Here is a 14832-nt window from a genome sequence, read left to right as displayed (position 1 = left end):
AATTATGTATCTTAGCACTTCAAAAATCTGTACCATATATGGTGACTCTGTTGACGTATTGGAACCGCTGTTTAATTCATACGGTGGCCGGAAGGAGTTTTACGGTCAGGTTGTTACGGTAAAGTGTTTTGAACAGATAGGGCTGATTCTTGATATTCTCCGTCAGGACGGATCCGGTAAAGTACTGGTTATTGATGCCGGTGGTTCTCTTAGAAAGGCCGTAATATCCGAAGATATAATTTCCCTGGCAACTCATAACGCCTGGGAGGGGATTGTCTGTTACGGAGCTGTATGCGATGTGAAGGAACTTTCAGAGTTCGATATCGGTATAAAGGCAGTGGGAGCTTATCCTGTACTGGCAGAAGAAAGTGATCAGGGCGAGCAGGATTGTCCGGTCAACTTTGCCGGTACCTCAATCTATTCTGGTGATTACATATATGCAGATGAAACAGGGGTAGTTCTTAGTCAGGAGCCTTTGGATCTTAACAGTTAGTATTATTTATCTGTTTTTATCATGCCTATGGAGCTGGCAATTCTTCGTTGCCAGCTACACATTTTCTCTTTCAGATTACTGTTTTCTCTGCGAAGAGCCTCATTTTCCTGAAGTGATGACTTCAATTTACACTCTGAATCATGCAGTTTCTGATCGCAGGCTGACTGATAGCTGCTGATCTTGTTTTTCAGACTTTCTATTTTCTGAATTATTTCATCCTGTTCGGAAAATTCGGCCATAAATTCCCCCTAAATTTAGAGAATATATCTGCTGAGATCCTCATCTTCAACGAGCGTATCGAGGTGTTCCGATACATAGGCTTTATCAATTGTAAAAGATGAGCCGCGATATTCAGGTGCGTTGAAAGAAATGTCCTCGGTAAGTTTTTCCATTATGGTATGCAGGCGCCTTGCACCGATGTTTTCAGTGGTGCTGTTTACTGAGTAAGCAGCTTCGGCAATGGCTTCGATACCGTCTTCGGTAAACTTAATTTCTACTCCTTCAGTTTCCATGAGTTTAATGCACTGTTCAGTCAAAGATGCATGAGGTTCAGTGAGGATTCTGGCAAAATCCTTTGCGGTCAGTGGCTGAAGTTCAACTCGTATAGGCAGTCTGCCCTGGAGTTCGGGAATAAGATCTGAAGGTTTTGATAATTGGAACGCTCCAGAGGTAATAAAGAGAATATGATCTGTTTTGATCATTCCGTACTTTGTTCTTACGGCACAGCCTTCAATCAGAGGAAGAAGATCTCTCTGAACACCTTCTCTTGAGACTCTTGTCTGAGTATCGTTTTTGTTCTCGCAGATCTTATCTATTTCATCGATGAAGATAATTCCATGATTTTCGACAAGATTGATTAAATCAATTCTCAGATCATTCTCGTTGATTAACTTAGAAACCTCATCGTCAATAATAGCCTTCATGGCTTCAGTTACTTTAACTTTGGATGGCGTTGACGGTCCGATTTTTATCTGTCCAAAAAGTTCTTCCAACTGACTGGCCATGTCTTCCATTCCCGGCGGGGTCATGATCTGTACGTTGGAATGGTCAGCTGAAGGAGGGAGCACGATACTGATTTCCTCATTATCATAGGTACCCTTCCTCAGATCTTCCAGAATCTCCTCCTGTGTAGGTATCTGATAAAAGAAGGTTCCTGATTCGTCCGATTCCTGATGGTCTTCCTTCAGTTTTGCGAGAATTGCTTCAACCACCTTTTTTTCAGCTTTGGCAGAAGCTTCACTCTGGTGCTTTTTATGCTGCTGTTCGCGAAGCATTTTCATGGCAACATTCGCCAGATCCTTGATTATGGAATCAACTTCCTTGCCGACGTAACCGACTTCTGTGAATTTCGTGGCCTCAACCTTCAGAAAAGGAGCGTCCGTGAGTTTTGCCAGTCGTCTGGCAATTTCTGTCTTACCTACACCGGTAGGACCTATCATTAAAATATTCTTTGGAGTGACTTCAGATCTGAACTTCTCATCCAGTTGCATGCGTCTCCATCTGTTGCGCATTGCTATTGCCACGGAACGTTTTGCTTTATCCTGGCCAATGATGTGTTTATTCAGCTGTTCTACAATTTTACTAGGGGTTAAATCGTTCATCTGCAATAAATTCCGTTAAGATAAATGTTGCGCTGCTGTCACGCCTCAATTGATTCAATTGTGAATTTGTTGTTGGTGAATACGCAGATTTCACCTGCGATGGTAAGAGCTTTCTTAACTATTTCTTCAGCATCAAGGTCGGTATTTTCCAGCAATGCCTTGGCGGCACTGTACGCATAATTACCACCTGAGCCTATGGCCAGAAGATCATCATCCTGTGTAATGACGTCACCGGCACCGCTGATAAGAAAAGATTTTGACTTATCAGCCACAATCATCATGGCTTCCAGTCGCCTGAGGGCCTTATCGGTTCTCCAAAGTTTGGAGAAGGAAATTACGCCTTTTTCAAAATTGCCGTTACTGGATTTTACCTGTTCTTCGAAAATATCCAGAAGTGTGAATGCATCTGCGGTTGAACCCGCAAAGCCGGATATAATGGTTCCATTGTTTAATTTTCTGACTTTTCTGGCATTCGCTTTTAGAACTGTGTTTCCGAGAGAGACCTGTCCGTCTCCTCCGATTACAACCTTGCCATTTCTGCGGACTGATACGATAGTTGTCATGAGTTGATTATAAATCCGTTAATGTTTTAGTATTTGACAAGGGCACATGATGACCCCAGTTTTGCATTTACGATTTCGGCTCTTGATTTCTCTGCTTCGGCCTGTGTTGAGTAAGGGCCAACACGGACGGCGAATGCATATCCGCCACCGATCCTTTTGTGGAAAACGTTGGATTCCTTGCCGTGGAACGCAAGCATTGCCTTTTTTTCCTGAGCAAGTTTCTCAGTTCGGTAATTCTCAGCGCATTCAATATAGAATTTCCCGGGAAGCGCCGGTTTTGAAGGTACGGTACCGGTGCCTTTAGAGGAAGCGACTGAATCCTGTTGGTTTTTGGCCATCTGCTTGGCTTTTTTCTCTTCGGCAAGTCTGCGTTTTTCTTCTGCAAGACGTCGTTTTTCCTCGGCTATTCTGGCCTTCTCTTCTTCAATTCTGCGACGCTCTTCTTCCAGTTTTCTTCTTTTTTCCGCCAATGCCTTTTTTCTGGCATTTTCTCGGGCAATCGTTTCTGCTTCATAGTTTCGGGTAATGGTTACGCCTGAACCGGTATCAATACTCTTCTTTTCCAGAATTTCAGTGTACTGATACCTGTTGACGTTATCGGCAACCTGCTTCTTTCCAGATTGTTGTGAGTTTTTCTGGGAATAAGTCGCAGGTTTGCCTGACTGTTTATTTGACTGCAATTGCCACAACAAAGCACCCAGCATGGCAATAATTAATATCGCCGCCAGGATGATGATTTTTGCCTGCCATCCGGAAACCTGACTCTTTTTAGAGCCTTTTTTGGATGACCTTTTTCTGGTTCTTACAGTCGCTACCATTACATTCTGTCCAGAACATTAATGCCGAGCATGCCGAGGCCTGTCTTGAGAATTGACGAAGCTGCTTTACACAGTGAAAGACGACTTGCCTTAATATCTGCCGGTACATCATCCTTGTTGATAGGACATGCTTCGTAGAATCTCATGAAAAGGCCTGCGAGTTCATATACGTAGGTACAAATGAGGTGAGGGGCAATCTTTGCGGCCGCATTGTTAACAGCCTCATTAAACTTGACAAACTGCTGTGCAAGCGCCTCTTCTTCCGGGGTATTGATAACAATACTGCCGGGTTCCGCATCACCTGCTTTTTTGAAGATTGACTGTATGCGGCTGTACGCATACTGGAGATACGGTGCAGTATTGCCTTCGAAGGTCAGCATGTTATCCCAGTCAAAAACATAGTCGGTGGTTCTGTTTTTTGAAAGGTCGGCATATTTAACTGCGCCCATAGCCACGGTTTTAATAACCTGTTCCCTGAGATCTTCAGGAAGATCGTTGTTTCTCTGTGCTATAAGTTCAGCTGCTCTGGTTTCGGCTTCATTCAGCAGATCTTTTAATTTAACGGTACCGCCGTCGCGGGTCTTGAACGGCTTGCCGTCTTTGCCGAGCATCATGCCAAAAGCTCCGTGTTCGAGAACAACCCCGTCAGGAACATATCCGGCAAGGCGGGCAATTTCCCATGACATCATCAGATGTTCGTGCTGGCGACTGTCTGCAAAGCAGATGATTCTGTTAGCGCCGAGAGTTTCACAACGGTACTTTGTACATGCAATGTCTGTAGTGGTATAGAGGAAGCCACCGTCCTTTTTCTGGACAATCACGCCACGAGGATTTCCGTCCTTGTCTGCGAAGTTCTTGAGGTAAACAACCATTGCACCGTCATCCTTCACAGCGAGATTCTTGTTGACAAGGTCTTCGACCAGAGGTTTGAGCATAGGGTTGTATAAGCTTTCACCCATGATGTCGTTTTCTGTGAGGGAAATGTTTAGCCTGTCATATATTTCCTGGTTCTGAACCATGGTGATGTTAACAAGCTTTTTCCACATCTTAAGACAGTATTCATCGCCACTCTGAAGTTTAACGACGTAGCCTCTTGCCTTGACTGCAAATTCTTCATCGCTTTCATAGCATTTTTTGGCTTCACGATAGAAAATGCGATCAGCATGCCGAACTGGGTTCCCCAGTCTCCTATGTGGTTTGCTCTGATAACCTTGTGACCAAGGAATTCCAGAATACGGACTACCGCATCACCGATAACCGTTGAACGGATGTGATGAACTGCCATTTCCTTGGCAACGTTAGGAGAGGAGTAGTCTATAACCACTGTTTCCGGTTTGGCGGCCGTTTTTACGCCGAGATGTTCGTCATTAAGGATTGCTTCAACCTGAGAAGCCAGATAATTTTTACTAACAAAGAAATTGATAAATCCAGGACCAGCAATTTCAACCTTGGTAATCTCATCCGTTACGGGGATGCTGTCAACAATCAGTGAAGCGATTTCCTGTGGCTTCTTCTTCATAGGCTTGGCCAGAAGCATGGCAAGATTGGTGGCGTAATCACCGTTCTTCTTATCCTTGGTGTTTTCAATCATTACTCGGATTGTTGCATCCTGAGGAATAAGATTATTCTTTTTAAACTGTTCGACTATTTCGGTTAAGATGTCTTGAATTTTCTGTTTCATAATCGCGATTGCTATATTAGTAAAATACACAAATTTTGCTAAATTTTACTCTGTCAGCGTTTTTTTTTCCACTTAAATAATAAATCGGGAATTAACGCTCATGCATCAGTTATTCATTGCTCAGCGGATCTATTTCAATTACGGCATGAACTCCCGATTTGTCCCGGAATTTATCAATATTTGCAATGATTATGTCGACAAAATCCGACAGGTCTTTTTTTCCTGCGGCATTAATCAGTATGTTAAAGTGATATCGTTTTTGTTTTCTTGCAATATACGCTGATGACGGATGCATAACTTTCACTGATTGGAATTTTTGAGATTCACGGAGCATGAATGCGTAGGCATCAGAAATAAACGTTATAACTTTTTCACGTGATGAGCTGTCAGCTTTTAGTATGGCATTGCTTGTGAATGGAGGCAGCATCAGTTGTCTCCTTATATTAAGACAGTTTTCTGTAAAGGCCTGATATCCCCCGGCCAGAAGCGTTGTAAGAACCGGATGTTCCGGACTGTGTGTCTGAAGAAATACGTATCCCTGTTTATTTCCGCGACCTGATCTTCCCGCAACCTGCACTATCAGTTGTGCAAGCAGCTCGTGGGCACGGTAATTATTTGAAAAAAGGCAGGAATCAATATCAACAATCCCTACCAAGGTGACGTTTGGAAAATGATGTCCTTTTGCCAGCATCTGCGTGCCGATGATAATGTTGTACTTGTTGTCATTAATGTCATCGAGGAGTGTGTTGAGGGTTCCTTTTCCGCTGACGGAATCTCTGTCAACTCTGACTGGACGGGCGTTGGGAAACAGCTGCATCAGGTGCTCAAAAATCTGTTCTGTACCGTTTCCGGTAGGTGTCAGCTCGGTAAATCCGCACTGCGGACACTGATGTGGAATACTGTATCTGGATTCGCAATGGTGGCACAACAGCTTGTTTTCGGTCTTGTGATACGTAAGACTGGAATCGCAGTTGGTGCACATGAAAACATATCCGCAGTTGTGGCAGATGAGTTTCTGTGAATATCCCCTGCGGTTCAGAAGGAGCAATGCCTGATTGCCCTTAGCCAGTTCTTCATTTATGTGGAGAGCCAGTTCCCTTGAGATACCATGATCTATGAATTGTTTACGCATGTCGATGATACTGAATATTGCATCGGTGGCGTTTCCAGCTCTTCTTGTCAGTATCAGTTCCCTGTATTTGTTTTTTCGGATGTTGTTTACGGTTTCGATAGAAGGGGTAGCTGTTCCCATGACTACCGGAATATTACGAAGATATCCCAGCATTACGGCGCAGTCTCTGGCATGATACCTGAATCCGTCACCCTGACGGTATGATGAATCATGTTCTTCATCGATGATGATAATTCCTAGATTAGGGATGTTTGCGAAAAGGGCGCTTCTGGTTCCTATGAGTATTGCCGCTTCGTTTCGCTGCATCATGACAAAAGATTCAAAACGTTCACTGTCATTCATGGATGAATGAATGCATACTATGGGAGCATTGAACCGATCGTAAAATCTTTTTACCGTCTGCGGGGTAAGGTTTATTTCCGGGACAAGAACCAGGGCCTGTTTGCCCTCAGCCAATTTATCGGCTATGAGCTGAAGGTATATTTCGGTCTTTCCCGAACCGGTAACACCATTTATCACAAAGACGTTGAACCCGGAGGCAGAGCTGATTGTATCGTATGCCGCCTGCTGTTCCTCATTAAGTTTTTTGGTACCTGTTACCTCTAGCTGTTCCTGTGACCATTCATTTACCTGATCACGAAGATTGGTTTTAGTTATGAGATTCAGCCCCGATAATTTGTTAATGATGGCTGAACTGATTCCAAGTTCTTTTAATTTGTGAGTTGTACACGGGGACTGTCTGATGATTTCAAGTGTCGACTGACATGCTTTTGCTCTTTTTATCGAGGAAGTGTCGGCTCCGGGGGCGGCTGACCACAGATCGATAGGTTTAAGTTCTGCTTTATTCTGTTTTTTCAGAAGAGGTGGCAGAGCAGTATAGAAAACCTCTCCTACAGGATAGTGATAATATGATGATGCCCATGAGAGAAGGCGAATGGCATACATGTCAAATACGGGGGTGTCATCAAGAATTTCTTCAACTTCCCTGATAACGCCTCTGCCCGAATACGACTGCTTATCCGATGTGCTTACAATAACACCTATGGTTTTTCTGTTACCGAATTTGACAAGCGCACGACATCCGCACAGATTTCTGTCTGAATAAACAATATTCTGTGGTGTTTTGTATTCAAAGGTTTGATATATCGGAGTGTTTACGGCTAACTGTAAGTACATGGCAATATTAAATGTCAAAAAATCAAAAGTTTATCTTGCAGAACATTGCTCAATAATATATCATTCGCATGCATTTTTATATTTTTGTTTGTATTTTACATCGTATCTGACGCGAAAAGTGGTCAGAAGGGCGATGTAACTCTATCTTAAGAGGTTTTCCATGAAAAAAGATATTCATCCAGCATACGACGTTGTAACCGTTAAGTGCTCATGCGGTAATACTTTCCAGACCCGCTCAACCGTTGGTCACGACATCGTTATTGATGTTTGTTCAGCTTGTCATCCTTTCTACACCGGTAAGCAGAAGATTGTTGATACCGGCGGACGTGTAGAACGCTTCAACAAGCGCTTCGGTATGCTTTCTTCAAAGAAGTAAAAGGCTTCTGAAAGTAAATCAATCAAGACACACTGCACTGTCGTGCAGTGTGTTCTTTTTTTGGGGAAGAGAAACTTCACAAACAATGACAGACTTTCTGACCTTTTTTGCGTAATTAATGCGCTATCAATTCTTAAAATTGTGGGATAATCATAAATTTTATAAAGATAAGCCCCGTATCCTGTAACAAAAGAAAAATTCTCGCTTATAATTAAACCCTACACACTCAGTATACAGATAACTAGGTATACTCAGAATAGGTGGAATTGTATATTTTGTTGTTATACAAAGGGTTAATAAAATTAGAAAAACGTAACAACATACTGTGCCAGGTATGTTGTAATTCGGAGATTATCGAATGGCCGATAAGAAATTACATGATGATGCTTTGGATTACCATGCTCATCCGACACCTGGTAAGATCTCCATTGAGATTACCAAACCAGCTGATACGTCACATGATCTGACTCTGGCTTACAGTCCTGGAGTTGCAGAACCAGTACGTGAAATAGCCAAGAATCCAGAAGATGCGTACAAGTACACCATCAAGGGCAACCTTGTTGCCGTTATATCAAACGGTACCGCAATATTAGGTCTGGGTAATTTAGGTCCTTTGGCCTCTAAGCCGGTCATGGAAGGAAAGGCTCTGCTGTTCAAACGTTTCGCAAATGTAAATGCCATAGATATCGAAGTTAAACACAAGGATGTTGATGATTTTGTTAATACCGTTGCTAACATTGCCGATACCTTTGGCGGTATTAACCTTGAGGACATTAAGGCTCCGGAATGCTTTGAAATTGAAGAAAAGTTAAAGAAAATCTGTTCAATTCCTGTATTCCACGATGATCAGCACGGCACTGCCATTGTTACTACTGCAGGTATGCTGAATGCTTTGCAGCTTCAGGGTAAGAAGGTTGAAGACTGCAGAGTTGTATGTCTTGGCGCAGGGGCTGCCGGTATAGCATGTTCAACATTCCTGTTACAGTGTGGCGTAAAACCAGAAAACTTCTTTATGATTGATCGTCACGGCGTCATTAGATCCGACAGAACCGATCTGAACGAACAGAAGAAGAAATTCATCAACGATACCGGTCCAAAGACTTTAGCTGAAGCCATGGAAGGTGCAGATGCGTTCCTTGGTGTGTCAGGTCCTAATCTGGTGACTAGAGAAGAGGTCATGAGTATGGCTCCAAAGGCTGTAATTCTTGCCTGTTCAAATCCTGATCCGGAAGTTTCCCCGGCACTTGTTCAGGAAGTTCGCCCTGACATTATTTTCGGAACCGGAAGATCGGATTATCCAAATCAGATTAACAATGTAATCTGTTTCCCATTCCTTTTCAGAGGTGCCTTAGACGTAAGAGCCACCGAAATTAATCTCGAAATGAAGAAGGCTGCAATGAATGCAATTCGCCTGCTGGCTCAGGAACCGGTTCCTGAAGAAGTTGCAAAGGCTTGTGGTGAAGATCATTTTGAGTTCGGACCTCATTACATTATGCCTAAGCCTGTAGATCACCGCCTGTATTCATGGGTATCAAAGGCCGTTGCTGAGGCAGCCGTGAAATCAGGTGTCGCACGTGCTCCGCTTCCTGATCACTATCTGGAAAACGAATAATCCCGGTGAGTCCGGTTACGGACTTAATGCGGTATGAACCATAACCCCCCGTTACCTGTGTAACGGGGGGTTATTTTTTATCGTCCGGAAACGGAATTGATTACGTTCTGGAGTGAAAACCGGATAATTACTGAGGTTTTCTGGTCAGAATGACTCCGCTCTCAATATGCTCCTCGGTATAAGGGAACTGGTCAAAGAAGGCGAATCTGCTGATGTCATGGGTTTCGGTCAGGGATTTGAGATTGTCCATCAGGGTAACCGGATTGCATGAAATGTAAATGATGATCTCGTATCTCTTAAGCAGATCGATGGTATCCGGATCCAGACCTGCTCTCGGCGGATCAACCAGTACGGCCCTGCATGAGTAGTCATCAAGATTTACGTTGTTGTTCTTAAGACGGTTGAATTCCCTCTTCTTGTTTAAGGCTTCGGTGAACTCCTCGGCACTCAGGCGGATAATCTTGAGATTGGTTACGTTGTTCATGGCAATGTTAATCTGAGCCGATTCCACGCTGGTCTTGGAAATTTCCGTGGCAAGGATCTTTCTGAAATTTCCTGACAAGGCGATGGAGAAATTGCCGTTACCGCAGTAAAGCTCCAGCAGATCGGTGTCACTTAATCCTCTGGTATTGTCCTGAACCCAGGTGAGCATTTTTTCGGAAACGTGGGCGTTCGGCTGGGTAAAGCTGTTTTCCACCTGCTGATATCTGTACTTTCTGCCGTTAACAGTGAGAGTTTCGTAAACGCAGTCGGTATCCAGAAGAATCTTCTGTTTCAGGGCTCTGCCTATGATGTTTATGACGTTATCCGGAAATCTTTCACGGAGCTGTTTAAGAAGGTTGCGGGCGGCTTCAATCCAGACTTCATCAAGCTTTCTGTGATAAAGAAGGGTAATTAAGGCCTCTCCGCTCAGGGTTGTCAGAAAGTTAATTTCGAAAAATTTCCGGGTGAGTTCGGCGTTTCCGCTTATGAGTTCGGCAATGACCGGCATGAGTCTGTTGATTAGAACCGAAGCCGTAGGGAACTGTTTAAGGAAAGCCTTTCTTTTGTTCTGGTCAGAGGTGTCCACCATGTAGTAACGCACGGTATCGCCTTCGAGATAAATACAGAATTTGGCTCTCATTCTGTAGTGAATCGGATCGGAGGTAAAGATTTCCGGGGCGGGAACGTTAAAAAGATTTTTAAACTCGGCCGTTAATCTTGAGGTCTTCACGGTTAACTGCTGTTCATAGGTGGAGGTATCTAATATTTCAAAATCTTTCATATAAAACCTTCTGGCTTAAAACTTAATCGGCGAGGATTATAACAGAACATTAAGGATTCTAAAAACTTATTCACAGAAGGGGGATTTCCCCTTCAGCCGGGGGCGGATTGTTTTTTTGTGGATAAATCAATATAATGCCGTCGCATTATGTTAAGAATAAGCTTTTACTTCAGCTTTTAGGAACGGTTCGGGATGCCGCAGGCGTTGAATATGCGATGCTACATCCGATTTTGATTTAACCTTAATGAATGTAATTTATTTGATGATACAATGACTGTGACTTTTGAATTCCGGTTGTTTTTTGACCGGAAAAGCAAGGAAATACGGTGAAAATCCGAAACTGTCGCGCAACGGTGATATCGTCGGTGGGAACTGCGTGTTCTTTTCCCGGCGTTCAGTCCGAACACTTGCCAATGGTCTTAGTAATTTTACATGTCTACGCGCAATGGATAGTTTTATGAAAAAAAATGTACTCTTAGCAGGTTTGTTCGTGCCTGTTCTCGCTTATGCCGGAACCGATACAACGGATGAAGTTGTTGTTTCCGCATCCCGTATTTCCGAAACAAAGACACACGTTCTCGGTCAGATTGACGTTATTACCGAGAAGGAAATTCAGGAAAGAAATCTGAAAACCTTAACTGATATTGTTGCACTTTTACCTAGTGTACAGGTTACATCATATGGTGGCAGAGGTCAGAATGCATCATTCTACGTTCGCGGCGGTAATTCAAATCAGGTACTCGTGCTTCTTGACGGTGAATCACTGAGCACCAGCAAGATAGGTGAATTAAACGCCAATCATATACCAGCCAACATGATTGAGAAGGTTGAGTTCATTAGAGGCCACAGGGCTTCCGTTTACGGTGCCAATGCTGTTCTCGGTGTAATTAATATCATTACCAAGCCTGAATATAAGAACAAGCAGAGAGCCGCATATACTTATTCGAGCTATGATACCCACGACTTCAATCTGCAGAATACTTTTGCAATTACCGAAAATGATGCATTAAAGGTAACAGGTGGCGTAAGCAGTTCTGACGGGTTTAATGTACATCCCGTTCCCGGAATTAATGATGGGGCCAGACACGGATTTGACAACTATGATGTTCAAATAGGCTACTCACATACTTTCGACAACGATCTGGAAATAAGAGCCGACTACAAGCGCATTAAGAATGAAGGTGATTACGACAATTCATGGAACGGTGTTGCCGGCACCAGCGTGAACTACGACGAAAACCAGATCGCGTCAATCGGAGCCGATTTCGGTAATGATCTGTATGCTTTCGATTTCGGTACCATGTACACCCATGACAATGACTACAATCATCCAAAGGGTGTTCCTGTTTCCGACATGCAGTCCTCTGCATTCAAGATGGATACCATTAATTCTCATTTCACCAATGAATTCTATCCCGTAACTGATCTGAGACTTGGTTTCGGGGCTGACTATGCTTACAGCAGACTTAATAAGAATTCAAAGGTTGAATGGAGCGGCAATTTCGCAAACAGTGCGATTTCAATTAACAATAAGGCTGCCTTTGTATTTGCAAGGTACGATTATTCATTCCTGTCAGGTGAATTGTCAGGAAGAATTGACGACAATTCCGTTTACGGTTCTGAAGGAACTTATAATGTTGGAATCGGTGCATCATTCCTTGAAGATTACCAGTTCTCCGTAAGATACGGAACGGCTTATAGAGCGCCTAACATGCAGGAATTATATTATCCTGGATATGGCAACAGCAGACTGGATCCGGAAAAGTCCAAGAATCTTGAAGTTACTTTGAGAAACCAGTATTTCTTTATTTCAGGTTTTTACAATAACATAAAGGATCAAATAGGTTCAGACCCTCTTACCTGGCAGTATGAAAACATCAGCAAGGTTAATATCAAGGGTGTTGAAGGCGGAGCAAATATTCCGTTTGCAAAGTATCATGAACTCGACTTCTCTGCATCTCTTATGAATCCGAAGAACAAGGATACTCATAAGACAGTATACGGCAGGGCCAAGCAGCTCTACAAGGCAAAGTACATGTTCGATTCAGATGATATGTTCGCTGATTTTGGTTTAGACGGCTATGCCGATTACAGATTTACCTCAAAGAGAACATTCTCAAACGGCAAGACTCTGGGCGGGTTCGCTGTTGTTAACTTAGGTGTAGGCGTAACTCCTGCAGGAATGAACAAATATGTACGTTTCGGATTCGGTATTGATAATCTGCTTGATAAGAAGTATGAATACAATGCAGGCTATCCTACCGGTGGCAGAGTATATTCAGGTACAATCGAAATAAAGAATCTGTTTTAATTATTTCTGATTTGGATTTATTATTAGGGCGTCGGTATATCCGACGCCCTTTTTTGTAAAGAATAGAGATTACCATGAATTACAGTGTTCTTTTTTTTGATTCAGGAATAGGCGGACTGTCAGTTTGTCAGGAGGCTATGAGACAGAACGGGAATATTAATCCCCTGTATCTGTTTGATAATCTTTGTTTTCCGTATGGTATTCAGCCGGATGATGTTGTAATACGCAGAGTAGTGGATCTGATTCAGAGATTTACTTCGGCAATTCACGTGGATCTTGTCGTAATCGCCTGCAATACGGCAAGTACCGTGGCTTTGGAACAGGTCAGGAAATCCGTGACTATTCCCATTGTCGGTGTTGTTCCTGCCATTAAACCGGCTTCAAAGATAACCAGAAACGGGGTTATAGGTCTTCTGGCTACACCAGCCACAATAAGACGAAAATATACGATGGATCTTATTAACGCCTTTGCACATGATAAGAAGATACTGAAAATAGGAACATCAGAATTAGTAGAAATAGCTGAAAGAAAAATGATCGGCTTACCGTATGATGCCGAAATAATTAGTCACGTTCTTAACGAGTGGACATGCGGGGATGTCAGACCTGATACCGTAGTTCTCGGCTGTACACATTTTCCGCACTTAAGAGACGAAATCCAGAAGGTCCTTCCTGAGGTCGTTTTAGTAGATTCCGGCGATGCCATAGCCAGAAGAATAAGATATCTTCTTGAAAATGAGAAAGAAAAAAACTGTGAAAATACAGAAAATTCTGTCACAGAGGTAATAACCGAACCTACGGCCTACTGTACGGATATCAGAAAACTGAACAGCGAACTTATATCCGGTTTCAGAAAGTTCGGATTTAGTGATCTCAGAATTTTCGCATGATAAAGGCTATGCGGATATTGTCCTGTTGTTTGCTTCCTTGACTGACAGTTTTCTGCCCTTTACCTCGCGACCGTTCAGACCGGATATGAATGAGTCCTTTTCCGTACTGAGCACGCGTACGAAGGCGAAGTTTTTACGCTTCTTTGTTTTTGGGTCCTTAGGAATTTTTATGGAGCAGATGTTTTTGCTGACGCCGAATAAGATTTTCTTCAATTCAAATTCGTTTAAGGCAAACGGTATGTTGCCGATAAAAATATCACACACCGCAGATTCATCCTCAGGCATTGGGATAAAGGAAAAATAGGTTTTCTGAGGTGGTTCGGAAGAGTTCTGTGGTTTATTGGTATTCACCGGGTTGGAAAGAGATTTCTTTAAATTCTTCGGAAGGTCTATCGGTGCATCATCAGGTCTTGCGTTCTCAATTTCGTCAGTAACTATTTTATCCTTAAGAGTGAATGCCAGCGGGGCAATCAGGCCTGACATGAAAACAAATATGGTGCTTGTGATTAAGAAAGATGGTTCCGGTTCTAATTTGAAGGCTTTCAGTGCGACGGCAACATATACTAGAGTTACTATCAGAGAAAGAAAACATGACTTCAGATATTGTGTGTTAACGGACATAATGTTTTCCTCATGTTTTGAAAATTACATGTCTGCAACCTTAAGTTTAGATGACATGCACAAAGGAATGGAAATAAATCCAAGCATTCTTGTGATTTTAAGTATAAATAATTGCGACAAAGTTGATTAATAGCTCAAAAATTGACTTATATTATGATAATTGACAAAAATTTGACCAAAAAATTTAAAAAATCTGAAAAAGATCAAAAAAAGTGTTGACGAAAAAAATAAAAAACCTAAAATACACATCGTTCGCTGAACAGAGCGAAACGAAAAAAGTTCTTTAAAAACGAA

The 14832-nt window shown here is 42.7% G+C and carries 12 protein-coding genes, 1 pseudogene and 1 riboswitch; of the genes and pseudogenes, 5 read left to right on the top strand and 8 right to left on the bottom strand.

Annotated features, from left to right (window positions below; all coding sequences use genetic code 11):
• Nucleotides 1-4 precede the first annotated feature (4 nt).
• Nucleotides 5-493, top strand: coding sequence for a ribonuclease E activity regulator RraA (gene rraA, locus QZU58_RS01780; protein ID WP_294461974.1), 489 nt, complete (start codon nucleotides 5-7; stop codon nucleotides 491-493).
• 2 nt (nucleotides 494-495) lie between these two features.
• Here rraA and QZU58_RS01775 read toward each other — a convergent pair whose 3' ends face one another.
• The 6 genes and pseudogenes from QZU58_RS01775 to QZU58_RS01750 all read right to left on the bottom strand — a co-directional run bounded on the left by QZU58_RS01775 (nucleotide 496) and on the right by QZU58_RS01750 (nucleotide 7464).
• Complete coding sequence (locus QZU58_RS01775) at nucleotides 496-732, bottom strand: hypothetical protein (protein WP_294461971.1); 237 nt, start codon at nucleotides 730-732, stop codon at nucleotides 496-498.
• 15 nt (nucleotides 733-747) lie between these two features.
• Nucleotides 748-2094, bottom strand: coding sequence for an ATP-dependent protease ATPase subunit HslU (gene hslU / locus QZU58_RS01770; RefSeq protein WP_294494234.1), 1347 nt, complete (start codon nucleotides 2092-2094; stop codon nucleotides 748-750).
• A 38-nt stretch (nucleotides 2095-2132) separates the two neighbouring features.
• Nucleotides 2133-2657 carry an ATP-dependent protease subunit HslV gene (hslV, locus tag QZU58_RS01765; protein WP_294461966.1) on the bottom strand — a complete coding sequence of 175 codons (525 nt, stop codon included), beginning with the start codon at nucleotides 2655-2657 and terminating at the stop codon, nucleotides 2133-2135.
• A 26-nt stretch (nucleotides 2658-2683) separates the two neighbouring features.
• Complete coding sequence (locus QZU58_RS01760; protein WP_294461963.1) at nucleotides 2684-3475, bottom strand: SPOR domain-containing protein; 792 nt, start codon at nucleotides 3473-3475, stop codon at nucleotides 2684-2686.
• Nucleotides 3475-5156 (bottom strand): annotated as a pseudogene (argS, locus tag QZU58_RS01755) (arginine--tRNA ligase). Before argS ends, QZU58_RS01760 begins: the two are co-directional and overlap by 1 nt.
• Nucleotides 5157-5265: 109 nt before the next feature.
• Nucleotides 5266-7464, bottom strand: a complete 2199-nt coding sequence (locus QZU58_RS01750; RefSeq protein ID WP_294494231.1) for a primosomal protein N' — start codon at nucleotides 7462-7464, stop codon at nucleotides 5266-5268.
• A gap of 160 nt (nucleotides 7465-7624) precedes the next feature.
• Between QZU58_RS01750 and rpmE the strand changes: the two genes are divergently transcribed.
• Nucleotides 7625-7840 (top strand): 50S ribosomal protein L31, encoded by a 216-nt coding sequence (gene rpmE, locus QZU58_RS01745; protein ID WP_031578746.1) that lies wholly within the window; start codon nucleotides 7625-7627, stop codon nucleotides 7838-7840.
• A gap of 358 nt (nucleotides 7841-8198) precedes the next feature.
• On the top strand, nucleotides 8199-9452 hold the full coding sequence (locus QZU58_RS01740; protein WP_294494228.1) for a malic enzyme-like NAD(P)-binding protein: 1254 nt from the start codon (nucleotides 8199-8201) through the stop codon (nucleotides 9450-9452).
• Nucleotides 9453-9579: 127 nt separating this feature from the next.
• On the opposite strand, the gene trmA is transcribed toward QZU58_RS01740, so the two are convergent.
• Nucleotides 9580-10716 (bottom strand): tRNA (uridine(54)-C5)-methyltransferase TrmA, encoded by a 1137-nt coding sequence (trmA, locus tag QZU58_RS01735; protein WP_294494225.1) that lies wholly within the window; start codon nucleotides 10714-10716, stop codon nucleotides 9580-9582.
• A 278-nt stretch (nucleotides 10717-10994) separates the two neighbouring features.
• Nucleotides 10995-11146: riboswitch (cobalamin riboswitch) on the top strand.
• Nucleotides 11147-11173: 27 nt separating this feature from the next.
• On the opposite strand from trmA, the gene QZU58_RS01730 reads away from it, so the two are divergent.
• Together QZU58_RS01730 and murI are read left to right on the top strand one after the other, a co-directional pair.
• Complete coding sequence (locus QZU58_RS01730) at nucleotides 11174-13027, top strand: TonB-dependent receptor (RefSeq protein ID WP_294494222.1); 1854 nt, start codon at nucleotides 11174-11176, stop codon at nucleotides 13025-13027.
• A 74-nt stretch (nucleotides 13028-13101) separates the two neighbouring features.
• Nucleotides 13102-13917 carry a glutamate racemase gene (gene murI, locus QZU58_RS01725; RefSeq protein ID WP_294494220.1) on the top strand — a complete coding sequence of 272 codons (816 nt, stop codon included), beginning with the start codon at nucleotides 13102-13104 and terminating at the stop codon, nucleotides 13915-13917.
• 6 nt (nucleotides 13918-13923) lie between these two features.
• Here the strand turns inward: murI and QZU58_RS01720 are convergent, their stop codons facing one another.
• Complete coding sequence (locus QZU58_RS01720) at nucleotides 13924-14538, bottom strand: RNA-binding protein (RefSeq protein ID WP_294461469.1); 615 nt, start codon at nucleotides 14536-14538, stop codon at nucleotides 13924-13926.
• Nucleotides 14539-14832 lie beyond the last annotated feature (294 nt).

Origin of the sequence: uncultured Ruminobacter sp. (assembly GCA_902764345.1) — a bacterium.
In the GTDB taxonomy this organism is placed as follows: Bacteria; Pseudomonadota; Gammaproteobacteria; order Enterobacterales; family Succinivibrionaceae; genus Ruminobacter.
The sequence above is the reverse complement of the archived record's forward strand: the minus strand, read 5'-3'. Positions and strand labels throughout refer to the sequence as shown.